Annotated in this window: 19 protein-coding genes; 12 read left to right on the top strand and 7 right to left on the bottom strand. The window is 68.7% G+C overall.

From position 1 onward, the window contains the following. The first annotated feature begins 55 nt into the window (after positions 1 to 55). Complete coding sequence (locus ABDZ36_RS06420) at positions 56 to 1693, top strand: bacterio-opsin activator domain-containing protein (protein ID WP_211311242.1); 1638 nt, start codon at positions 56 to 58, stop codon at positions 1691 to 1693. A 9-nt stretch (positions 1694 to 1702) separates the two neighbouring features. On the opposite strand, the gene ABDZ36_RS06415 is transcribed toward ABDZ36_RS06420, so the two are convergent. From ABDZ36_RS06415 to sucC, 3 genes are all read right to left on the bottom strand, one after another. Next, positions 1703 to 2059, bottom strand: coding sequence for a hypothetical protein (locus ABDZ36_RS06415; RefSeq protein ID WP_343749246.1), 357 nt, complete (start codon positions 2057 to 2059; stop codon positions 1703 to 1705). 65 nt (positions 2060 to 2124) lie between these two features. Further along, entirely contained in the window at positions 2125 to 2994 is an 870-nt protein-coding gene (sucD, locus tag ABDZ36_RS06410; protein WP_211311241.1) for a succinate--CoA ligase subunit alpha, read from the bottom strand. Next, a complete protein-coding gene (gene sucC, locus ABDZ36_RS06405; RefSeq protein WP_211311240.1) occupies positions 2991 to 4133 on the bottom strand; it encodes an ADP-forming succinate--CoA ligase subunit beta in 1143 nt (380 codons plus the stop codon). Before sucC ends, sucD begins: the two co-directional genes overlap by 4 nt. A 133-nt stretch (positions 4134 to 4266) precedes the next feature. On the opposite strand from sucC, the gene ABDZ36_RS06400 reads away from it, so the two are divergent. After that, positions 4267 to 4659 carry a DUF8059 family membrane protein gene (locus tag ABDZ36_RS06400; protein ID WP_211311239.1) on the top strand — a complete coding sequence of 131 codons (393 nt, stop codon included), beginning with the start codon at positions 4267 to 4269 and terminating at the stop codon, positions 4657 to 4659. Here the strand turns inward: ABDZ36_RS06400 and ABDZ36_RS06395 are convergent. Then, the gene (locus tag ABDZ36_RS06395) at positions 4647 to 4832 is read right to left on the bottom strand and encodes a hypothetical protein (RefSeq protein ID WP_211311238.1); all 186 of its coding nucleotides are present in this window, start codon (positions 4830 to 4832) and stop codon (positions 4647 to 4649) included. The two genes, ABDZ36_RS06400 and ABDZ36_RS06395, sit on opposite strands and share 13 nt — an antisense overlap. A gap of 54 nt (positions 4833 to 4886) precedes the next feature. Here ABDZ36_RS06395 and ABDZ36_RS06390 point away from each other — a divergent pair, with 54 nt between their 5' ends. From ABDZ36_RS06390 to ABDZ36_RS06370, 5 genes are all read left to right on the top strand, one after another. Next, positions 4887 to 5846, top strand: coding sequence for an NADPH:quinone reductase (locus tag ABDZ36_RS06390; RefSeq protein ID WP_211311237.1), 960 nt, complete (start codon positions 4887 to 4889; stop codon positions 5844 to 5846). Positions 5847 to 5911: 65 nt separating this feature from the next. Continuing rightward, positions 5912 to 7252 (top strand): sodium-dependent transporter, encoded by a 1341-nt coding sequence (locus tag ABDZ36_RS06385; protein ID WP_211311236.1) that lies wholly within the window; start codon positions 5912 to 5914, stop codon positions 7250 to 7252. Between the two features lie 100 nt (positions 7253 to 7352). Continuing rightward, positions 7353 to 8762 carry a sodium-dependent transporter gene (locus ABDZ36_RS06380; protein ID WP_211311235.1) on the top strand — a complete coding sequence of 470 codons (1410 nt, stop codon included), beginning with the start codon at positions 7353 to 7355 and terminating at the stop codon, positions 8760 to 8762. A 77-nt stretch (positions 8763 to 8839) separates the two neighbouring features. Then, complete coding sequence (locus ABDZ36_RS06375) at positions 8840 to 10384, top strand: acyl-CoA carboxylase subunit beta (RefSeq protein WP_343749264.1); 1545 nt, start codon at positions 8840 to 8842, stop codon at positions 10382 to 10384. Next, positions 10381 to 10647, top strand: coding sequence for a DUF8022 family protein (locus ABDZ36_RS06370; RefSeq protein WP_211311233.1), 267 nt, complete (start codon positions 10381 to 10383; stop codon positions 10645 to 10647). Before ABDZ36_RS06375 ends, ABDZ36_RS06370 begins: the two co-directional genes overlap by 4 nt. A gap of 22 nt (positions 10648 to 10669) precedes the next feature. On the opposite strand, the gene ABDZ36_RS06365 is transcribed toward ABDZ36_RS06370, so the two are convergent. Beyond that, complete coding sequence (locus ABDZ36_RS06365; RefSeq protein ID WP_211311232.1) at positions 10670 to 12058, bottom strand: NCS2 family permease; 1389 nt, start codon at positions 12056 to 12058, stop codon at positions 10670 to 10672. 115 nt (positions 12059 to 12173) lie between these two features. Here ABDZ36_RS06365 and ABDZ36_RS06360 point away from each other — a divergent pair, with 115 nt between their 5' ends. Next, complete coding sequence (locus ABDZ36_RS06360; protein ID WP_211311231.1) at positions 12174 to 13973, top strand: acetyl-CoA carboxylase biotin carboxylase subunit; 1800 nt, start codon at positions 12174 to 12176, stop codon at positions 13971 to 13973. A 55-nt stretch (positions 13974 to 14028) separates the two neighbouring features. Continuing rightward, the gene (locus tag ABDZ36_RS06355; RefSeq protein WP_211311230.1) at positions 14029 to 14979 is read left to right on the top strand and encodes a biotin--[acetyl-CoA-carboxylase] ligase; all 951 of its coding nucleotides are present in this window, start codon (positions 14029 to 14031) and stop codon (positions 14977 to 14979) included. A gap of 49 nt (positions 14980 to 15028) precedes the next feature. Here ABDZ36_RS06355 and ABDZ36_RS06350 read toward each other — a convergent pair whose 3' ends face one another. Then, positions 15029 to 16048 carry an amidohydrolase family protein gene (locus tag ABDZ36_RS06350; RefSeq protein ID WP_211311229.1) on the bottom strand — a complete coding sequence of 340 codons (1020 nt, stop codon included), beginning with the start codon at positions 16046 to 16048 and terminating at the stop codon, positions 15029 to 15031. 74 nt (positions 16049 to 16122) lie between these two features. Further along, the gene (locus tag ABDZ36_RS06345) at positions 16123 to 17367 is read right to left on the bottom strand and encodes an HD domain-containing protein (protein WP_211311228.1); all 1245 of its coding nucleotides are present in this window, start codon (positions 17365 to 17367) and stop codon (positions 16123 to 16125) included. A 90-nt stretch (positions 17368 to 17457) separates the two neighbouring features. Between ABDZ36_RS06345 and ABDZ36_RS06340 the strand changes: the two genes are divergently transcribed. Genes ABDZ36_RS06340 through ABDZ36_RS06330 form a run of 3 tightly spaced genes read left to right on the top strand, consistent with a single transcriptional unit; the run spans position 17458 to position 20248 of the window. Beyond that, the gene (locus ABDZ36_RS06340; protein ID WP_211311227.1) at positions 17458 to 18339 is read left to right on the top strand and encodes a DUF7537 family lipoprotein; all 882 of its coding nucleotides are present in this window, start codon (positions 17458 to 17460) and stop codon (positions 18337 to 18339) included. Positions 18340 to 18396: 57 nt separating this feature from the next. Next, the gene (locus ABDZ36_RS06335; RefSeq protein ID WP_211311226.1) at positions 18397 to 19503 is read left to right on the top strand and encodes a 2-phospho-L-lactate transferase CofD family protein; all 1107 of its coding nucleotides are present in this window, start codon (positions 18397 to 18399) and stop codon (positions 19501 to 19503) included. After that, on the top strand, positions 19496 to 20248 hold the full coding sequence (locus ABDZ36_RS06330; protein WP_211311225.1) for a tRNA-dihydrouridine synthase: 753 nt from the start codon (positions 19496 to 19498) through the stop codon (positions 20246 to 20248). The genes ABDZ36_RS06335 and ABDZ36_RS06330 overlap by 8 nt, the downstream gene beginning before the upstream one ends.

The following is a 20248-nucleotide window of genomic DNA, read 5'->3' as shown; positions in this document are numbered from 1 at the left end:
GGGGCGACTTGCCGGGCCGCCGGGATCTCGCCGTGGTCGCCACGACTTCCTGCCCATGGAGACACGATTAATGACGACATCTTCACCAACAGAGCGGACGCCGGACGCCCTCGGGAACGCCCCCCTGTATCAGACGCTCGTCCACGAGGCGGCCGACCCCGTCGTCGTCCTCGCGCCCGACGGCACTGTCGTCGACGCGAGCGACGACGTGTGCACGGTCTTCGGTCGCGACGCGGACGCCCTCCGTGGCGAACCGTTCGCGGCCCTCCTCCCCGACAGCACGCCCGGCGAGGGGTACGAGCGCCTCCGCGATCGGGCCGTTGATCCGGACGAGTCGGTCGCGTGGGGAGACGCGTCGCTCACCGTGTGCACCGATCACGGGACGACATCGTTGCTCGTCGATACCCACGCGTTCACGGTGGAGGGCACGCAGTACATCGCCGCAGTGTGTCGCGTCTCCGAACCGGCGTCGGTCGCGGCTCGCGAGCGCCACAGGCTCCGCGAGGAACGCGACCAGATCGAGCGCGTCGATACGCTCGTCCGTGACCTCACGCGCGCCGTCGTCGACGCGGACGACCGGAGCGAGATCGAGCGCGTCGCCTGCGAGCGACTCATCGAATCCGACCCGTACGCGTTCGCGTGGCTCGGGCGGCCGCGACTCGCGTCCGCCACGGTCGAACCGGCCGCGTGGGCGGGATCGGGACCGGGGTCGCCCGAGGGGTATCTCGACGTCGCCGAGGTGACGACGGACGACTCCGCGACGGGCCGCGGCCCGGCGGCGCGCGCACTCGACACGACCGACGTGACGACGGTCGCGGACGTCAGCGATGCCCCGCGATTCGGACCGTGGCGCGAGGCCGCCCTCGACCACGGGTTCCGCTCGGCCGCAGCCATCCCCGTCGCCCTCGAAGGGACGGTGTACGGCGTTCTCTGTCTCTATGCGACCGAGACGCGCGCGTTCGACGGGCTCTCCGATACGCTTCGGGATATCGGACGGATCGTCGCGAACGCCATCCGGTCGAGCGAACAGCGCAAACTCCTCTACGCGGACACGCTCCTCGAACTCGAACTCCGCGTCGCGTCCGACTCGCCGCTGGTCGCGATGACGGCGAACACGGACTGCACGCTGACGCTCGACGGGATCGTCCCGAAGGGCGGACTCTCGACGCTCTACGTCGATGTCGACGGCTGCGCGCCCGACCGCGCGCTCGACGCGCTCGACGATACGGCCGCCCACACCCGCGTCATCCGGGAGCGGGACGACGGCGGGCTGGTGGAGGTCAGCCTCTCCGACGGCGGCGTCGTCCCGATACTCGCGGACGCGGGTGCCCGCGTCGATAGCGCGGTCGCCGCGAACGGCGAGGTGCACTTCGTCGTCCAGACCGCCCCGGACACCGACGTCCGCGGGCTCGTCGATCACGTCCGCCGGCTCCACCCGAACGCCGACCTCGTCTCGAAGCGCGAGATCGAACGCCAGCCCGATGCGTTCACCGACGTTCGCGACGACGTTCTCGACGATCTCACCGACCGACAGTACACGGCGCTCAGAACGGCCTACCACGCCGGCTATCTGGAGTGGCCCCGCGAGTCGAGCGGCGAGGACCTCGCGGAGACGATGGGCGTCTCACCACCCACGTTCTACCAGCACCTCCGCGCCGGCGAGCGCAAACTGTTCGACGCCTTCTTCGACTGAGCGCCCGCCTCAGCGTTCCCCGTCGTCCGTCTCCTCGACGTCGATGTGGACGGGTTCGCCCTCCCGGTTGCCGTCGTCGCTGTCGTCGCCGAGCAGTCGCGCGCGGACGTCGTCGGCGACGGATTCGACCTGTTGGCGGAGCGTCGAGAGTTCGTCCTCGAACTCCTCGACCTCGCGCTCGACGTGGTAAACGCGCTGGATCGGGATGCGACGGACGGTGTCCGTCCCGGCCTCCTCGTCGCTCACGTCGAGGAGCCAGTGGTCCTGGACGTAGACGAGGTGTTCGTTCTGGACCGTCTGCTCGACGGTGTCACCGTCCGGGTTCTCGTAGACGATCGTCGCGCGACCGAGTTCGTCGTCGACCATGGGGAGAGACACGTCTCTCGGACGGGTAGACCCACCGGTCGAAAAAACGGGGTGTGTGCTCGTGCTTAGAGCAGGTCTTCGACGTTGTCGGCGACCTCTTCGGGGGTGTCGCCGACGGGGACGCCGGCGTCGTTGAGGGCGTCGATCTTCGATTCGGCGGTGCCCGTCCCGCTCCCGGAGACGATCGCGCCGGCGTGGCCCATGCGCTTGCCCGGCGGCGCGGTGCGGCCGGCGATGAAGCCGACGACGGGCGTGTCCATGTTCTCCGCGATGTACGCGGCGGCCTCCTCCTCGTCCTCGCCACCGATCTCACCGCACATCGCGATGACGTCCGTCTCGGGGTCGTTCTCGAACGCTTCGAGGGCGTCGATGAACGACGTACCGATGATGGGGTCGCCGCCGATGCCGATGGCGGTGGTCTGGCCGATACCGCGCTGGGTGAGCGAGTCGACGACCTGGTAGGTCAGCGTCCCGGATCGGGAGACGAGCCCGACGTTCCCCTCGGAGAAGATGTTGCCGGGGAGGATGCCGAGTTTCGCCTCGCCGGGCGTGATGATGCCCGGGCAGTTCGGCCCCTGGAGGCGCGTGTCGACCTCATCGAGGCGCTTGTTGACTTTCGCCATGTCCTGCGTCGGGATGCCCTCGGTGATGGCGACGACGAGGTCGAGGTCCGTATCGAGAGCCTCGAAGATGGCGTCGGCGGCGAACGCCGGCGGTACAAACACGACGGATGCGTCGGCGTCCTCCTCCTCAACGGCCTCCTCGACCGTGTCGTAGACGGGGACGCCGGCGACCTCCTGGCCGCCCTTGCCGGGCGAGGTGCCGGCGACGACGTTCGTCCCGTACTCGATCATCTGTTCGGTGTGGAACTTGCCCTCGCCGCCCGTGATACCCTGCACGACGACGCGGGTGTCTTCGTCGACTAGAATGCTCATTGTGCGTCCTCCGCGTATTCGACGGTCCGCTGGACCGCCCCTTCGAGGGTCTCTTCGACCGTGACGAGTTCGTCGTTGAGGATCTCGCGCCCCTCGACGGCGTTCGTCCCGGCGAGTCGGACGACGACGGGTTTGGGGATCTCGTCGAACTGCCCGAGCGCCTCGTTGATGCCCTTGGCGACCTCGTCGCCGCGCGTGATGCCGCCGAAGATGTTGAAGACGACCGCGTCGACGTTCTCGTCACTGAACACCATATCGAGGGCGTTCACGACGCGCTCGGCCTTCGCACCGCCGCCGATGTCGAGGAAGTTCGCGGGCTCACCGCCGTAGTAGTCGACGAGGTCGAGCGTCGTCATGACGAGCCCCGCACCGTTCCCGATGATGCCGACGTTGCCGTCGAGACGGACGTAGTCGAAGCCGTACTCGTTGGCCTTGGCTTCGAGGTCGTCCTCCGCAGCCTCGTCCTCCATCTCGGCGAGGTCGGGGTGGCGGAAGAGCGCGTCGTCGTCGACGTTGAGGACGGCGTCGGCCGCGATGACCTCGTCGTCCTCGGTGATCATCAGCGGGTTGATTTCGGCGTCGCTCGCGTCGGTATCCGCCCAGAGGTCGTAGAGCGTCGTGAGGACGCTCGCCACGTCGCGTGCGACCGCGTTGGGGACGCCCGCATCGTAGACGGCCTTGCGGGCCTGATACGGGTGCATTCCGAACGCCGGATCGATGTGCTCGCGGGCGATGGCCTCGGGGTTCTCCGCGGCCACCTCCTCGATGTTCACGCCGCCCTGCGTGGAGACCATGGCGACGGGTTTGCCCTCGCCGCGGTCCATCGTGACGCCCACGTAGAGCTCGTTCTTGAAGTCGACCGCGCCCTCGACGAGGACCTTATCGACGTGGTAGCCCTTGAGGTCCATTCCGAGGATGGATTCGGCGGCCTCACGGGCCTCGTCTGCGTTCTCGACGAGCTCGATGCCGCCGGCCTTCCCACGTCCGCCGACGTGGACCTGTGCCTTCACCGCGACCGGATACCCGATCTCCTCCGCGTGCTCGACGACCTCGTCGACGGTCGTCGCGAGCGCGGACGGGGGCGTCGGGACACCCGCGTCGGCGAAGACGTCCTTCGCCTGGTACTCGTGCAGCCTCATTTGTAACTCGTTCCGTAGGTTCCCGGGAGGGTGAGTTAGTAGTGTCGGAACGTGACCGGTGTACACACACCGGCCGTCGCGCCGCCGCTAGCCGGCACAACGATTATATATGAAATATGTCTAGTATCGGTCGATGTCGAGAGTGCTCACGGTGTCCGGGTTCGTCGGACTCGCGGTGCAGATGCTCTGGGGGATGGGGAACGTCGCGGGCCACATCGTCGGTGTCCCGCCCTACTGGGGGCAGATCGTCGGCGCGCACGCCCACTTCGGCGTCCTCGGTATCCTCGCCGTCGTTACGGGACTCGCCGTTGATCAGTACGGGACGTCGGGGACGCGCCGCACCGTCGCAGTCTGGGGGTTCGTCGTCGGGCAGTGGCTCCTTCCCGCGACCCTCGTGGCTCAGGCAGTGCTCGGTCTCCCGCAACTCGGGATGCTCGCCTTCGTCTGGGGCATCTGTCTCCTCGCCTCGATGGTCGTGATGGCGATGGAGGCTTGGGCGGACTCCCCGAGCGGCTACGCCGCGTAGAACCGGACGAGCGAACACGCGGGACAGACGTAGGCGACCACGTCCCGGCGGCCGACGCCGAGCGCGCCCCGGAGGCCCTCGCCGCGGAGGTGGATCCGGTCGTTCGTCCCCGTCGTGTCGCAGTTCGTCTCCGCCATCTCGACGTCGCAGTCGGGACAGACCGGATCTGGCATAGGCCCCGCGACGCACCGATTACACTTATTCACTGCCCCCACGATGGGACGCGTATGCGCGCTGTCCGCTATCACGAGACCGGCGGCCCGGAGGTACTGCAGGTCGAGGACGACGTCCCGACGCCCGAGCCCGGCCACGGCGAGGTTCGTATCGACGTGGCCGCCGCGGCCGTCAACCCCGTGGACACCTACTACCGCGAAGGTGACTACGAGCTGCCCGGCCTCCCCGCGATCCCCGGTGACGACGTCGCGGGCGTCGTCGACGCCGTCGGCCCGGGCGTCACGGCGTGGGAAGCGGGCGATCGCGTGTTCGGGACCGGCATCGGCGCGAGCGGGCAGGGGTCGTACGCGGAGTACACCGCCGCGGACGCCGGGACCCTCGCCGCGCTCCCGGCCGGCGTCTCGTTCGCGGAGGGTGCGGCAATCGCCGTCGTCGGCGTCACGGCGTGGCGCGCGCTCGTCGACCACGCCGGCGTCGAACCGGCGGAGACGTGTCTGATCCACGGCGGCTCGGGCGGCGTCGGTCACGTTGCCGTCCAGATCGCGGACGCCGCGGGTGCAACGGTCACGACGACCGCGAGCGAGGCGTACCACGATCGACTGCGGACACTCGGCGCGGACACGGTCCTCGACTATCGCCGTGACGATCTCGCCGACGCCATCGTGGAGGCGGGCGCGCCGGACGTGATCGTCGATCACCGCCTGAATGACTACTTCGGTCTCGACGCGGACGTCGCCGCACACGGCGCACGCCTCGTCGCGCTCGGCAACACCGAGCCGGCGGCGACGCTCCCGGACGTCCCAGGGGCGCGGGCGAAAGAACTCACCGTCTCGCTGATGAGCATGTACAACACACCCGACATCGGCCGCGTCCTCGGCCGGCTCGCGGGGCTGCTCGCCGATGGCCGACTCGCGCCCGAGGTCGCGCGCACGTACGCCCTCAACGAGGCCGCAGAGGCACAGCGGGCCGTCGTTGAGGACTCCGTCTTCGGCAAACTCGTCATCGAGCCCTGAAGCGTCGTCCGCGCTTCGTGGAAACATACCCTTAATAAGTTCCCCACATCATCATGTGAGTAGATATGGCACAACGGGAGACCTGGACATCACGCGTCGGATTCATCTTCGCCGCGGTAGGTAGCGCGGTCGGCTTGGGGAACATCTGGTCGTTCCCGTTCCAGACGGCGTCGAACGGCGGGGCGGCGTTCCTCGTCGTCTATCTGTTTGCCGTGTTCCTCATCGGCTTCCCGACGATGCTCATCGAGTTCGTCATCGGGCGGCGCTCGAAACAGAACGCGGTTTCTGCCTTCTCCGAACTGGGGTACGGGAACTGGACGTTCGCCGGCGCTATCGGCGTCTTCGCGTCGTTCATCACGCTGTCCTTTTACAGCGTCGTCGGTGGCTGGGTGATCAGCTACATCGTCGGCAGCGTCACCGGCGGCTACCTCGGACAGGCCAGCACCTTCTTCGGCTCCGTCTCCTCGGGGACCGTCGCGATCGGTGCACACGCCCTCTTCATGGCGATCACGATCGCCATCGTCGCGGGCGGCGTCGCGAACGGTATCGAGCGCGCGACGAAGGTGATGATTCCCGCGATCCTCGTCCTCCTCGTCGGCCTCGCCGCGTGGGGGTCGACGCTTACCGGTTCCGCTGCCGGGTACGCGTACTACCTCTCGCCGGACTTCGGTGTGCTCGCCGCCAACGTCGGCTCCATCGTCCCCTCGGCGATGGGCCAGGCGTTCTTCACGCTCTCGCTCGGGTTCGGCGTGATGATCGCGTACGCCTCCTACCTCGGCCGCGACGACAGCCTCCCCGCGGACAGCGCGATCATCGTCGTCCTCAACACGATCGTCGCGCTGCTCGCCGGCTTCGCCGTCTTCCCGATTCTCGCCGCGACGGACGCACTCACCGGCTCGACGGGGGCCGGCACCGCGTTCGTCGCGCTCGCAGGCGCGTTCGGCCAGCTTCCGGCCGGCCAGATCATCGGCCTCGTCTTCTTCGTCGTCCTGCTGTTCGCCGCGCTCTCCTCCTCGATTAGCCTGCTGGAGGCCCCCTCGTCGTACGTCGTCGACCGGTACGGTATCGACCGCCCGAAGGTCGCCGTCGGCGTCGGGCTCGTCAGCTTCGTCATCGGGATCGTGCCCGCGTACGGCTACGTCGGGCTGTTCAACGACTTCGTGTTCAACATCCTCCTTCCGATCGCAGTGCTGTTCATCGCGCTGTTCGCCGGGTGGATCGTGGACGCGGACGCGATCAAAGAACTCGGCCAGGGGAGCGTCGTCGGGTCGATCCCCGGGACGGCCCCGCTTACGACCCTCTGGCTCTGGTGGGTGCGCATCGTCGTCCCCATCGCAGTCATCATCACGCTCTACCTCGGCGTGACGAACTTCTACACCGGTCTGACGACCGGCGCGTACTTCTGAGGGCCCGCGCGTCTCGCGTTTCGAACGCGGTTTTTCGCTTTTGTCGCTCGTCCACAGGGCATACGAAACCCTCTTGAGCACCTGCACGCTACGGCGTGCCATGACACGAGAGACGTGGAAGACACAGGTGGGGTTCATCCTCGCCGCGGTCGGCTCTGCGGTCGGCCTCGGGAACGTCTGGCGCTTCCCGTGGATGACCGCGAACAACGGCGGAAGCGCGTTTCTCCTCTTGTATCTCTGTATCATCGTACTGGTCGGCGTCCCCGGGCTCCTCGGGGCGTTCGTCATCGGGCGGCGCTCGAAGCGCAACCCCGTCGGCGCGCTCCGGTCGCTCTCCGGCGGCTCGCGGCTCTGGGGCGCGTTCGGGCTGCTCGCAGTCTGTACGACCGTCCTCCTCGTCTCGTTCTACACCGTCGTCGGCGGCTGGTTCGTCCGCTACACCGCCGCCTCAGTGACGGGGGCCTACTTCGCCCAGCCCGGCGCGTACTTCGGCTCCGTGAACTACGGCCTCCCGGCGTTCGGCTTCGCGCTGCTCTTCCTCGCCGCGACGGCGGCCATCGTCTACGGCGGCGTCGAGCGCGGGATCGAGCGCGCGACGAAGGTGATGATGCCCGCCATCGTCGTCCTCCTCATCGCGCTCATCGCATGGACGTTCAGCCGCCCCGGCTCGATGGATGGGCTCACGTTCTTCCTCTCGCCCGACATCGCGTACCTCCGAGCAAACTTCCTCGACATCCTCCCGGCGGCCGTCGGACAGGCCATGTTCACGCTCTCCGTCGGCACGGGGACGATGGTCACGTACGCCTCCTACCTCGGTGAGGAGCGCTCCCTTCCATTCGACGCGACCACCATCGCCGTCCTCAATACGGCGGTCGGCGTCCTCGCGGGCCTGCTCGTCTTCCCGCTGCTGTTCAGTTTCGGGCTCGACGTCGGGAGTGGTGGCCCCGGTGCGATCTTCGTCTCGGTCGCGAGCGCGTTCGCCACGCTCGGCGTCTTCGGTCGTGTCCTCGGCGTCGTCTTCTTCGCGGTCGTCCTCCTCGCCGCGCTCTCCTCCTCGATTAGCATGCTGGAGATCCCGGTCGCCTATCTCGTCGATGAACGCGACTTCTCGCGGGCGCGGGCGACCGCCATCATGTCCGGTGTCGTCGCCGTTGGAGCCGCAGTCTGTGCGCTCGACGCAAGCGTCTTCAGCCTCTTCACGGACACACTCGTGAACCTCCTGATGCCGACGGGCCTCGCCGGCTTCCTCCTCTTCGCCGGTTGGGTACTTGGGAAGAACGCCCTTGAGGAGTACGAGGCCGGCGCGGGCGCGCTCGGGCGTGCTGCCGGGTCGCCGTGGCTCCTCTTCGTCGGCGTCCCGATCCCGATCTTCTTACTGTTCACCGTCATCAGCCGGCTGCTCAGCACGCTTGGCGTCACCGTCGCGTCCTCGTCGGCCGTGCTCGCCGCCGCGGTCGTGTTGACGGCACTCGCCGTCGTCGGTCTCCGACGGCCCGACTCGGTCTTCTGAGGCGCACACCTCGATCCGCGACGCGGTGTCGGTGTCCTTTTGACGACGACCGGTGAAACGGGATTCAACAGATGACGATGGACGAGCGCATCGAGGAGTTGCGCGAGCGCAAACGCCGCGCCGAGAAGGGGGGCGGCGAGGCCCGCATCGAGTCCCAACACGAGAAGGGCAAGATGACGGCGCGCGAGCGCATTGACTACTTCCTCGACGATGGGACGTTCCGCGAGTTCGACGCGCTGCGGACGCATCGCTCGCACAACTTCGGCATGGAGGAGAACAAACTCCCCGGCGACGGCGTCGTCACGGGCTACGGCGAGGTCGACGGGCGAAAGACGTTCGTCTTCGCCCACGACTTCACGGCCTACGGCGGGTCGCTCGGTGAGGTGTTCTGCGAGAAGGTCTGTAAGGTCATGGATAAGGCGATGGAGGTCGGTGCGCCCGTCGTCGGCCTCAACGACTCCGCGGGCGCGCGCATCCAGGAGGGCGTCGAGTCCCTTGGCGGCGTCGGCGAGATCTTCCGGAAGAACCAGGAGGCGAGCGGCGTCGTCCCGCAGATCTCGGCGATCATGGGTCCGTGCGCGGGCGGTGCGGTCTACTCGCCCGCCCTGACGGACTTCGTCTTCATGGTGAAGGAGACGAGCCACATGTTCATCACCGGCCCGGACGTCATCGAGACCGTCACGGGCGAGGAGGTCGGCTTCGACGAACTGGGTGGCGCGACGACGCATACGGCGACCTCCGGCGTCGCGCACTTCGCCGAGGAGACGGAGGAGGGGGCCCTCGACAACATCAAGCGCCTCCTCAGCTATCTCCCACAGAACAACGTTGAGGACCCGCCGCGCGTCGACCCGTGGGACGATCCCGAGCGACGCCCCGAGGCCCTCGAAGACATCGTCCCGGACGAACCGCGCAAACCCTACGACGCGACGGACGTCGTCGATGAGGTGATGGACGAGGGCTCCTTCTTCGAGGTCCAAGCCGACTACGCGAAGAACCTCGTCGTCGGCTTCGCGCGCCTCGACGGCCGCTCCGTCGGGATCGTCGCGAACCAGCCCCGCGTGAACGCGGGGACACTCGACATCGACGCCTCCGAGAAGGCCTCCCGATTCGTGCGCTTTTGCGACTCGTTCAACGTTCCGATCGTCTCCTTCGTGGACGTGCCTGGCTTCCTCCCCGGGACCGACCAGGAGCACGAGGGAATCATTCGCCACGGCGCGAAACTGCTCTACGCGTACTCGGAGGCGAGCGTCCCGCTCCTCACCGTCATCACGCGCAAGGCGTACGGCGGCGCGTACGACGTCATGGCCTCGAAACACCTCGGCGCGGACGTCAACTACGCGTGGCCAACGGCCGAGATCGCCGTGATGGGCCCGCGCGGTGCCGTCAACGTCCTCTACCGCTCGGAGCTCGCGGAGGCCGAAGACGAGGACGAACTCCGCGACGCGCTCGTCGAGGAATACAGAGAGGAGTTCGCGAACCCCTACGCGGCCGCGGACCGCGGCTTCCTCGACGACGTGATCGAGCCCGCCGAGACGCGCGTGCGCCTCATCAGCGACCTGGAGATGCTCTCCACGAAACGTGAGGACGGCCCGGACAAGAAACACGGCAACATCCCGCTATGAACCCGACCGTTGAGGCCCCCCCGTCGGCGAGCGACGCGGAGGCGGCCGCCGCGATTGCGGCCGTGAGCGCCTATCTCGACGAGGAGCGTGCCACGCTCGCCGCCGCGGCCGCGGCGGCGAGTGCCGACGAGGAGACGTGGGACGGCGAGAAGTGGCGCTTCGCCGGTCGCTTGGCGGCGACAGACGGCCGCGGCGGTCGGCGCGTTCCGGACGGCGCGCCGACGGACGCGTGGAGCGCGGCGGGCCGCGCAGATCGTTTCTGAGGTTCGAGACGTTTCTGCGGCCCTACACGCTCCCGAGCACGCCGCCGGTTCGGAGGACGAAGTAGCCCGCGAAGAGGGCGGCGAGGACCCACTGGCCGAGGTGGACGTCGGCGCGCTCGCCTGCGAACGCTTTCATCACCGGGTAGGCGATGACGCCGGCAGCGATGCCGTACGCGATGGAGTAGGTGAACGGCATGACGATGACGGTGAGGCCGGCGGGGACGGCGTGCGTCGGATCGTGCCAGTCGACCTCGGCGACGTTGCCGAGCATCAGGACGGCGACGACGACGAGCGCGATGTGGCTCGCGTACTGCGGGATCGCGGCGGCGAACGGGACGAAGGCGACCGCGGCGAAGAAGCCGAGCGCGACGACGAGCGCAGTCAGACCCGTGCGACCGCCCTCCTCGATGCCGGTCGCGGACTCGACGTACGTCGTGACGGTGGAGGTGCCGAGCATCCCGCCGACGGTCGTTCCGACCGCGTCCGCCATCAGCGGCTCGTCCATGTTGGGAAGGTCACCGTCATCGTCGAGGAAGCCGCCAACCTGACTGACGCCGACGAGCGTGCCCGCGGTTTCGAGGAAGTCCACGAAGAAGAACGTGAGCACGACGAGGGTGAACGCGAGGGCGTCGAGGTCGGCGAGGCCGCGAAGGAACGCGCCGGCCAGCGGCGAGACATCCCACGTCGGGGCGGGGAGGCTCGGCGCGAGTGGCACCGAGGCGTGCGGGCTGGCGATGCCGAGGGCGGCCGCGCCCCAGCCGAGGATGCTCGTCACGGCGACGCCGATGACGATGCTCCCCGTGACGCCACGAACGTAGAGCCCGAAGGTGAGGAAGAGCCCGAGGACGCTGAGGATCGCCACGGGGTCGGAGGCGACGGCCCCGAGCGTGAGGAGCGTCGAGGGGTCGGCGACGACGATGAACGTCTTCTCGAGGCCGATAATGGCGAGGAAGAGCCCGAGCGCCGCGCCGACGGCGAATTTGACGGGCTCGGGGAAGAGTTTGATGACGTACTCGCGCGCGCCGACGAGTGTGAGCGCGATGAACAGGACGCCCTCGACGACGATGGCGGCGAGTGCCGTCTCCCACGGCACGCCCATCGCGCCGACCACGGTGAACGCGAAGAAGGCGTTGAGGCCCATACCGGGCGCAAGGCCGAACGGCCGATTCGCGTAGAACGCCATCACGAGCGTCGCGATCCCGGCGGAGAGTGCGGTGACGACGGCGAGCATCTGCATCGTCGCGGCATCGCCTGCGCCCGTGTCGATGGCGGCGACGAGGATGGCAGGGTTGACGACGACGATGTACGACATCGTGAGGAACGTCGTGATGCCGGCGAGGACTTCGGTACGGAGGTCGGTATCGTGTGCGTCGAGGTCGAAGATGGCGGCGAGCCTGTCGCTGAGAGTCATGCCCCTCCGCCAGGAGCGCCTTCGCGGATATAGGGGTGTCGTCTCGCGGGCTTCCCGACGATCGTCGATAGCGAGAATCGACACGCTAAGGTGGCCGCTGTCGGAAAGCGGGGGTATGTTCGAGAAGGTGCTCGTCGCGAACCGAGGCGAGATCGCCGTGCGCGTGATGCGGGCGTGCGAAGACCTCGGTATCGAGACGGTCGCGATCTACTCGGCGGCCGACAAGCACGCCGGCCACGTCCGATACGCGGACGAAGCCTATCGTGTCGGGCCGGCCCGCGCCGCCGAGTCGTACCTCGACGGCGAGGCCATCGTCGCCGCGGCCGAGGAGGCGGGCGCGGACGCCATCCATCCCGGCTACGGCTTCCTCGCGGAGAACGCCGACTTCGCGGAACGGGTGCACGACACCGACGGCGTGACGTGGGTTGGCCCCTCCGCCGCGTCGATGCGTCGCCTCGGAGAGAAGACGGGCGCACGCGAAGTGATGGCCGAGGCGGACGTCCCGATCGTCCCCGGAACGACCGAGCCCGTCACCGACGCCGCGGAGGTCCGCGCGTTCGGCGACGAACACGGCTACCCTATCGCGATCAAGGCCGAGGGCGGCGGCGGCGGGCGCGGCATGAAGGTCGTCGAGCAGGAGCGCGAGATCGAGGCGCAACTCGACGCCGCCAAACGCGAGGGTGAGGCCTACTTCGGCAACGACTCGGTCTACCTCGAGCGCTATCTCGCGGACCCGAAACACATCGAGGTGCAGGTGCTCGCGGACGAATCCGGGGCCGTCCGTCACCTCGGCGAGCGCGACTGTTCGCTCCAGCGCCGCCACCAGAAGATCATCGAGGAGGGCCCGAGCCCGACTCTCGACGACGACCTCCGCGAGGAGATCCACGCGGCCGCCCGCCGCGGCGTCGCGGCCGCCGACTACGTGAACGCCGGCACCGTGGAGTTCCTCGTCTCCGGCGGTGAGTTCTACTTCCTCGAAGTGAACACCCGCATTCAGGTTGAGCACACCGTCACGGAGGAGATCACGGGCGTCGACATCGTGAAGTGGCAACTCCGCGTCGCCGCGGGCGAGGAACTCGACTTCGCCCAGGACGACGTCGCCACCGAGGGCCACGCGATGGAGTTCCGCATCAACGCCGAGAACGCCGCGGACGACTTTGCACCCGCGACCGGCGGCCGTCTAGAAACGTACGATCCGCCGGGGGGGATCGGCGTTCGCGTCGACGACGCGCTCCGGCAGGGCGACGACCTCGTCACCGACTACGACTCGATGGTGGCGAAGCTGATCGTCTCGGGGGCCGACCGCGCGGAGTGCATCTCGCGGGCGAAGCGCGCGCTCGCCGAGTACGCGATCGAGGGGATCGTCACAGTCGTCCCCTTCCACCGGCTGATGCTCGACGACGACCGTTTCGTCGCCGGCGAGCACACGACGACGTACCTCGACGAGCGCTTCGACGAGACGCGCCTCCTCGAAGCCCAAGAGCGGTGGGGAAGCGAGGCGAGCACCCCGGCGAGCGACGACGAGACGAGCGAGCGCGAGTTCACCGTCGAGGTGAACGGTAAGCGCTTCGAGGTGAACCTCGAAGCCCACGACGCGCCCGCCCTCGGCGACGTCGATCTCGACGCCGTTGGCGACGACGGGAGTACCGAACCGCCGGCGTACGCCACGGACGACGACACGGGGATGGTCGTCGAGGGTGGCGGCGAGACGGTCGCGGCGGAGATGCAGGGGACGATCCTCGCCGTCGACGTCGAACCGGGTGACGTCGTCGAACCGGGCGACGTCCTCGTCGTCCTGGAAGCGATGAAGATGGAGAATGACGTCGTCGCCTCCCACGGCGGCACCGTCTCCAAAGTCGCCGTCACGGAGGGCGACAGCGTCGATATGGGCGATACGATCGTCGTCATCGAATGACGCCGGCGGTGCACGCGCCGCGCGACTCTTGGGGATCCACTCCCTACCCCAGTGCATGAACGACACGCGCCGCGCGGTCCTCGATGCGCTCGCCGACGGCCCGATCGGCGGCCCCGCGCTCGCCGAGCGTCTCGGTGTCTCGCGCGCCGCGGTGTGGAAGCATGTCGAGGCGCTGCGCGACGCCGGCTTCGAGATCACGAGCGCGAGCGACGGCTACGTCCTCGACGAAGTCCCGGAGTTCGGCGGCCCCGCCGTCGAGTACGGCCTCGACGCGCCGTTTGAGATCGAGTATCACAACAGCATCCCGAGCACGAACGACCGCGCGCGCGCCCTCGCCGCGGAGGGTGCCGAGGACGATGTCGTCCTCGCGGACGAGCAGACCGGCGGGCGCGGTCGCCTCGATCGCGCGTGGTCGTCGCCCACGGGCGGCGTCTGGCTGAGCGTCGTCTGTCGGCCGGCGCTCGCGCCGTCGCGCGTCTCCCTGCTCACCGTCGCCGCGAGCGCCGCGGCCTGCGGGGCCGTCCGCGAAACCGGGATCGACGCGCGCATCAAGTGGCCGAACGACCTGCTCGTCCCCGATCCCGACGCCGCGCGCGGCGGCCGGAAGCTCGCGGGGCTCCTCACCGAGATGGAGGGCGAGGCGGGGAAGGTCTCGTGGGTCGTGCTCGGTCTCGGCCTGAACGCGAACGTCGCACCCGACGACCTCCCGCCGGACGCGACGAGCCTCCTCGGAGAGCGCGACGGCGACCCGGTCGATCGCCGCGTGCTCACCCAGCGCTTCCTCGAGCGCTTCGACGCCCTGCGCACCGATCCCGACGCCGCACGCGACGCGTGGCGCGAGCACGCGGCGACGCTCGGCCAGCGCGTGCGCGTCACGCTCCCCTCCGAGACGATCGTGGGTGACGCCGTGGACGTGACGGATGTCGGCGCGCTCGTCGTCGACACCGGGTCCGAACGCCGCGTCGTCCACGCCGGCGACTGCGAACACCTCCGACCCGCAGAGTGACTCGACCTCCCATAGCCGTCTCCGTCTCCCATAGGCCGTCCCCGTCCGATTACGTCGCGTGGGTGGCGTGTTTCACGTCACTCGTGCTCGCGCGCCGGACGGCCGCGCGCACGGGATCACGGTAGCCCGCGAGGTTGTGCGAGTCGCCATCAAGCACGAGCAGGTTCGCGTCCCGTCCTGCCTCAATCAGCCCGTCGTTTCGCTCCGCGATTTCCGCGCCCGCGGTCGTCGCCATCCGTAGGACCTCGACTGCGCTCACGTCGTAGCGTTTCGCCGTATAGGCCATCTCGCGGAACATCGAGGGCGAGTTCAACATCACGTTGTCCGTCCCGAGCGCGACCGTCGTGTGCTCGAGCAACTCGGGGATGTCCGGGAGACCGACATCCGTCACGAGGTTGGAACGCGGGCAGACCGCGATCGGCGTTTCGGACGCCGCGACGCGCTCGACATGCTCGTCGTCGGCGTGGACCATGTGGACGAGCAGATCCGGGTCGTGGTCGAGCGCCGGATGGATGTCCGTCTCGTCGACCTCGCCCGCGTGGATCGCGAACGGTTTCTCGGCGTCGCGCGCTCGACCGCGCTCGATGGTGAAGTCAGCATCGTTCGCCCCGCTCGCGCCGTATCCGTCCGCGACGTCGAGGACGTCCGGGTCGTCGCGACCGAAGGCGATCGCGTCGATATCGACGCCGGCCGCGGCCTCGCGGAGCGCCTCGACGCCCGCGATGCCGCCCTCGCGGAACTCCAGCGTCGCCGCCGTCCCCGACTCGGCCATATAGCGGAGCGAGCGGTGCATCCCCTTGATCAACTCCTCGCGCTCCGCCTCGCGGAGGAGCCGGTGTTTCAGCCCGTCCGGCGGCGCGACGAGCTCCTCGAGCGAGAGCCCGCGGCCCGCGTCCTTCGCGATCGAGTCGCCGATGTGCGTATGCGCGTTCACGAACGCCGGGAGGACGATGTCGTCACTCTCGGTCGGTGCCTCTTCCACGGCGACTATTCGTCCGTCCTCGACGATGACGCGGCCTTCCACGGCCTCGAAGTCGCGGCCGGCGAGGATCGTACCCTCTAGCTCCATGCTCACCACGACGGACGGACGGGATGTAAGTCCCGTCGAACTGGGCGAATCAGAGATTCGATTGCCCGACGAAACTATGTTTCGTCGAACTCGTCCAGACTGTACTGTCCCCGCGTCATTTCGCTGACGAGCGCGCCGTCGATATCGAGGCCGAGGACGTCCACCGCGGCGCGGCCGACCGCGTCCACGTCGCCGGCGGGCGCGTAGACGCCGAGTCGCCACTGCTCGCGCTGGGCCATTTGGAGGGCGCGCACGAGCGTCGATTGCTCGTCGAGCTGTCGCACTTCGCCGTTGACGAGGACGCGCGAGTCGGATTCGCGCATCGTCGGACGCGGGCGGACGTCGAGGAGGACGGCGTCGCGCTCGACGTCCGCTCGGGCGGCAATCTCGCGTTCGTACGCGCGGATCTCGCCCCGATCGGCGTCGAGAAGCGGGTCGTCGTCGAAGGGATCGTCAGTCACATCGGCCATCTCCGCCCAGACGGCGCGCTTGTAGAGGTCACGCTGATCGAGTTGGCGGGCGAACGCGGCGCTGGCGTCGCACTCGCGGAGCGCGATTCGGAGCGCGGGGTCGTCCATCCGGCGGAGCGTTTCGGGCGTGGTGTCCGTCGTCGCGAGCAGGCGCTCGGTGGCGCGTCTGAGCATCGCTGTCGAGATCCGCGCGACGTGGTGGTTGTAGACGGTGGGGTTCATCAGGGCGCGCGCGAGCAGGAGCGACTCGGCGCTCTGGACGTTCCCTTCGTCGAGGACGAGCGCGCCGTCGTGGATGGTGAGCCCGCGGACGAGGCGTCCGTGATCGATTGTGCCGTACGGGACGCCGGTGTGATGGGCGTCACGGACGAGGTAGTCCATCCGGTCAACGTCGAGTTCGCCCGCGACAATCCCCGCGAGGTCGCCCTCGCCGCGCACCATCGCAGCGACGCGGGCGGGATCGAGGCCGTGTTCGTCGAGGATGCGGGCGACGTCGCCGGACGCGAGCAGGTCGTCGACGTCGTCGTGGTACTTCCCGGTGCGGTCGTGGATCAATCCCTCGATCGCGTGGCTGAACGGGCCGTGACCGATGTCATGAAGGATTGCGGCGGCGCGGACGCGTTTCGCCCGGATGCCGTCCACGCCGAGGCCGTCGAGCGCCTCGCAGGCGAGGTGGTAGACGCCGAGACTGTGCTCGAAGCGGGTATGGTTCGCGGCGGGATAGACGAGGCTCGCGGTACCGAGCTGTTGGACGCGCCGGAGACGCTGGACGGGCGGCGTGTCGAGGAGGGCGGACGCGACGCCCGCCACCTCGATGTGGTCGTGGACGCTGTCCTTGATCGTCGTCACGGGTCGTCGTTCGCGCGCCACCCTACAAAAACCGCCGGGGGTACCCTGTGGATCGACAGTTTATACCCGGCAGCGTCCCGAGTCCGGGGCGTGCGACACACGAACGTCCTCATCTCCCTCTGCCTTGTCGCGCTCGTCGCCCTCGCGGGTTGTAGCGCGATCTCCGGTCCGCAGAGCGGCGACGACGCGACGACTGCCCAGCCCTACCAGACCCCGCTGAACGGATCGCAGGTCGACCAACAGCACGTCGAGACGATCCGCGATGCCGGGAGCTTCACATATCGAACCGAGACGAATGCCAGCTACGCGAGTGGCCAATCGGCGTCGCGTCTGACCACGATCCGCGCGGACCTCGACACCGGGGCATACTCCCTCCGCCTCCTCCAGGGCGCTCAGGATAGCCAAGTGTACGAGGGGCCGAACGGGACGGCCTACACGCGAATCACCACTGGCAACCGGACCGCGTACGCGCAGGGCGCGCTCCGTTCCGTGAACGCGAGCGGGTACGTCTCGCCGGGTGTCGCCTCCCTCACCGACCGCGCGAACTTCACGTACAACGGTACGACACAGTTCGACGGGAGTACCCTCCACACGTACGTCGCGCACCCCACGACGTTGCCCATCGCGAACACTTCGGCGTTCGGGAACGCGAGCGAGGCAAACGTCACCGTCCGGCTCGGGATCACGAGCGACGGGCTCGTCAAGCACCAGCAGTTCCACGTCGCGACCGACCAGGCCACGCTCGACTCCACCCGGACGTACACCGAGGTCGGCTCGACCGATCCGACGCCCGCGTGGCTGAGCCAGGCTGAGCAGCGCTTCGCCAACGAGACGTCGACCACGACGCCGAACGCAAATGAGTCGGCGACCACGACGACGACATCGACCACGTCAACGTCTAACGAAACGACCACGTCGACGTCTAACGAAACGACCACGTCGACCACGACGACGGCAAACGCGTCGGCGTAACCCGGTCGGCGCGCCGGCGACGCAAGCGTTTACTCGCCGCCGCCCCTCTCCGGACCCATGCCGACGTTCCTCTCCGGGGGGACCGGAACCCCCAAGCTTCTCGCCGGTGCGGCCGACGTCTTCGATCCCGCCGAGACGACTGTGGTCGCCAACACGGGCGACGACGTCGAACTCGGTGGGTTCCTCGTCTCGCCAGATCTCGATACGGTGCTCTTCGATCGCGGTGGCGTCCTCGACCGGGAGTTCTGGTGGGGAATCGCGGGCGATACCCACGAGACCCACGACGAACTCGAACGCCTCGCGGACCGCGCGGGCCTCGATCCGGGGCCGCGCTACCTCGACGCCGAGGCGCAGACGAACGGCCGCGAGATCGCGCGTTGGCGACGCTTCTCCGCGGCGCGCGAGTTCATGACCATCGGCGATCGAGATCGCGCCGTCCACCTCTTGCGGACGAGCCTCCTCGACGAGGGGCGGACGCTGACCGAAGTGACCCGAACGCTCGCCGACGCGTTCGACCTCGACGTGACGCTTCTCCCGATGAGCGACGACCCGGTGGCGACGCTGATCCACGCGTCGGAGCGAAGCGACGACGCGGAACGTGCGAGCGGTGAAGCCGCGGGCCACGCGTCGGAGCGAAGCGACGACGCGGAACGTGCGAGCGGTGAAGCCGCGAGCCACGCGTCGGAGGGCGTCATGCACTTTCAGGAGTTCTGGGTGGAACGGCGCGCCGACGTCGAAATCGCGGACGTGGAGTTCCGCGGGGCCGCCGAGGCGAGCGCGACCGACGCGGTACTCGACGCGCTCCGCGACGGACCCGTGATCGTCGGCCCGTCGAACCCCGTGACGAGTATCGGGCCGCTGATCGCCCTCGATGGCGTGCGCGAGGCCCTTCACGAGACGGCTGTTGTCGCCGTCTCCCCGTTCATCGAGGACGAGGTGTTCAGCGGGCCCGCGGACGACCTCATGCGCGCGACTGGCCGCGAGCCGAGTACCGCCGGCGTCGCCGCGGCCTACGACTTCGCGGACGCGTTCGTGCTCGACACGGCGGACACGACCGCGCTCGATCGGCCGGTCGTCCGCACGGACACCCGAATGGACGACGGCGCGGACGCGGCGCGCGTCGCGCGGGCCTGTGCGGAGGCGCTGGAGACCGTCGATGGGTGACGTGGACTTCCATCCGCGGGTCGCGCTCGCCAGCCTCTCCGGGGAGGCGGACGCCGACTGGGCGCGTGCCGCGAGCCGCGAGGCCGGCCTCGCCTTCCTCGGCGGGATCGCGGTCGACGACCCGACGCGAACGGCGGCGGAGCGGATGGCCGCCGACCGGGACCGTACCGAATTCCTCCCCGCGAATCCCGTGGCGTTCGTCGCCGACGAACTCGACCGCCTCGCCGACTCGCCGATCGACGCGGCCGTGAACGTCCGGGCGACGACGCCGGGCGCGATCAGGCCGGTCGCACGGGTCTGCGCGGCGCGTAACGCGATCCTGGAGGTGAACGCCCACTGCCGGCAGTCGGAGATGTGTGCGGCGGGCGCGGGCGAGACGCTGCTCGCGGACACAGACCGGCTGTGCAACATTGTCACGGCCGCGAGTGACGAGGGCGCGGCGACGAGCGTCAAGGTCCGTGCGGAGGTACCGGGTGTCGACCTCCCGTCACTCACGCGTGACCTCGATACGGCCGGTACCGACGTTCTGCACGTCGACGCGATGGACTCGGAGGAAACCATCGCGAGCGTTCGCGACGCCTTCGATGGCTTCCTCATCGCCAACAACGGCGTTCGAGACCGCGCGACGGTCCGCGAATACCTCGCCTACGGCGCGGACGCGGTCTCGATCGGCCGGCCGAGCGACAACCGCGCGGTCAGGGTGCGGGTTCGCGACGCCGTCACGACGTGGTTCGCGGACGAGTGA

Origin of the sequence: Halarchaeum salinum, from assembly GCF_039520965.1 — an archaeon.
In the GTDB taxonomy this organism is placed as follows: domain Archaea; phylum Halobacteriota; class Halobacteria; order Halobacteriales; family Halobacteriaceae; genus Halarchaeum; species Halarchaeum salinum.
Note: the sequence above shows the minus strand (reverse complement) of the source record. Positions and strands in the feature narration are given on the sequence as shown.

Coding starts and splice junctions, on each gene's coding strand:
- sucC (WP_211311240.1), bottom strand. CDS start 4,133: ATGAGGCTGCACGAGTACCAGGCGAAGGACGTCTTCGCCGACGCGGGT.
- ABDZ36_RS06380 (WP_211311235.1), top strand. CDS start 7,353: ATGACACGAGAGACGTGGAAGACACAGGTGGGGTTCATCCTCGCCGCG.
- sucD (WP_211311241.1), bottom strand. CDS start 2,994: ATGAGCATTCTAGTCGACGAAGACACCCGCGTCGTCGTGCAGGGTATC.
- ABDZ36_RS06360 (WP_211311231.1), top strand. CDS start 12,174: ATGTTCGAGAAGGTGCTCGTCGCGAACCGAGGCGAGATCGCCGTGCGC.
- ABDZ36_RS06365 (WP_211311232.1), bottom strand. CDS start 12,058: ATGACTCTCAGCGACAGGCTCGCCGCCATCTTCGACCTCGACGCACAC.
- ABDZ36_RS06420 (WP_211311242.1), top strand. CDS start 56: ATGGAGACACGATTAATGACGACATCTTCACCAACAGAGCGGACGCCG.
- ABDZ36_RS06335 (WP_211311226.1), top strand. CDS start 18,397: ATGCCGACGTTCCTCTCCGGGGGGACCGGAACCCCCAAGCTTCTCGCC.
- ABDZ36_RS06375 (WP_343749264.1), top strand. CDS start 8,840: ATGGACGAGCGCATCGAGGAGTTGCGCGAGCGCAAACGCCGCGCCGAG.
- ABDZ36_RS06415 (WP_343749246.1), bottom strand. CDS start 2,059: ATGGTCGACGACGAACTCGGTCGCGCGACGATCGTCTACGAGAACCCG.
- ABDZ36_RS06390 (WP_211311237.1), top strand. CDS start 4,887: ATGCGCGCTGTCCGCTATCACGAGACCGGCGGCCCGGAGGTACTGCAG.
- ABDZ36_RS06395 (WP_211311238.1), bottom strand. CDS start 4,832: ATGCCAGATCCGGTCTGTCCCGACTGCGACGTCGAGATGGCGGAGACG.
- ABDZ36_RS06385 (WP_211311236.1), top strand. CDS start 5,912: ATGGCACAACGGGAGACCTGGACATCACGCGTCGGATTCATCTTCGCC.
- ABDZ36_RS06350 (WP_211311229.1), bottom strand. CDS start 16,048: ATGGAGCTAGAGGGTACGATCCTCGCCGGCCGCGACTTCGAGGCCGTG.
- ABDZ36_RS06330 (WP_211311225.1), top strand. CDS start 19,496: ATGGGTGACGTGGACTTCCATCCGCGGGTCGCGCTCGCCAGCCTCTCC.
- ABDZ36_RS06355 (WP_211311230.1), top strand. CDS start 14,029: ATGAACGACACGCGCCGCGCGGTCCTCGATGCGCTCGCCGACGGCCCG.
- ABDZ36_RS06370 (WP_211311233.1), top strand. CDS start 10,381: ATGAACCCGACCGTTGAGGCCCCCCCGTCGGCGAGCGACGCGGAGGCG.
- ABDZ36_RS06400 (WP_211311239.1), top strand. CDS start 4,267: ATGTCGAGAGTGCTCACGGTGTCCGGGTTCGTCGGACTCGCGGTGCAG.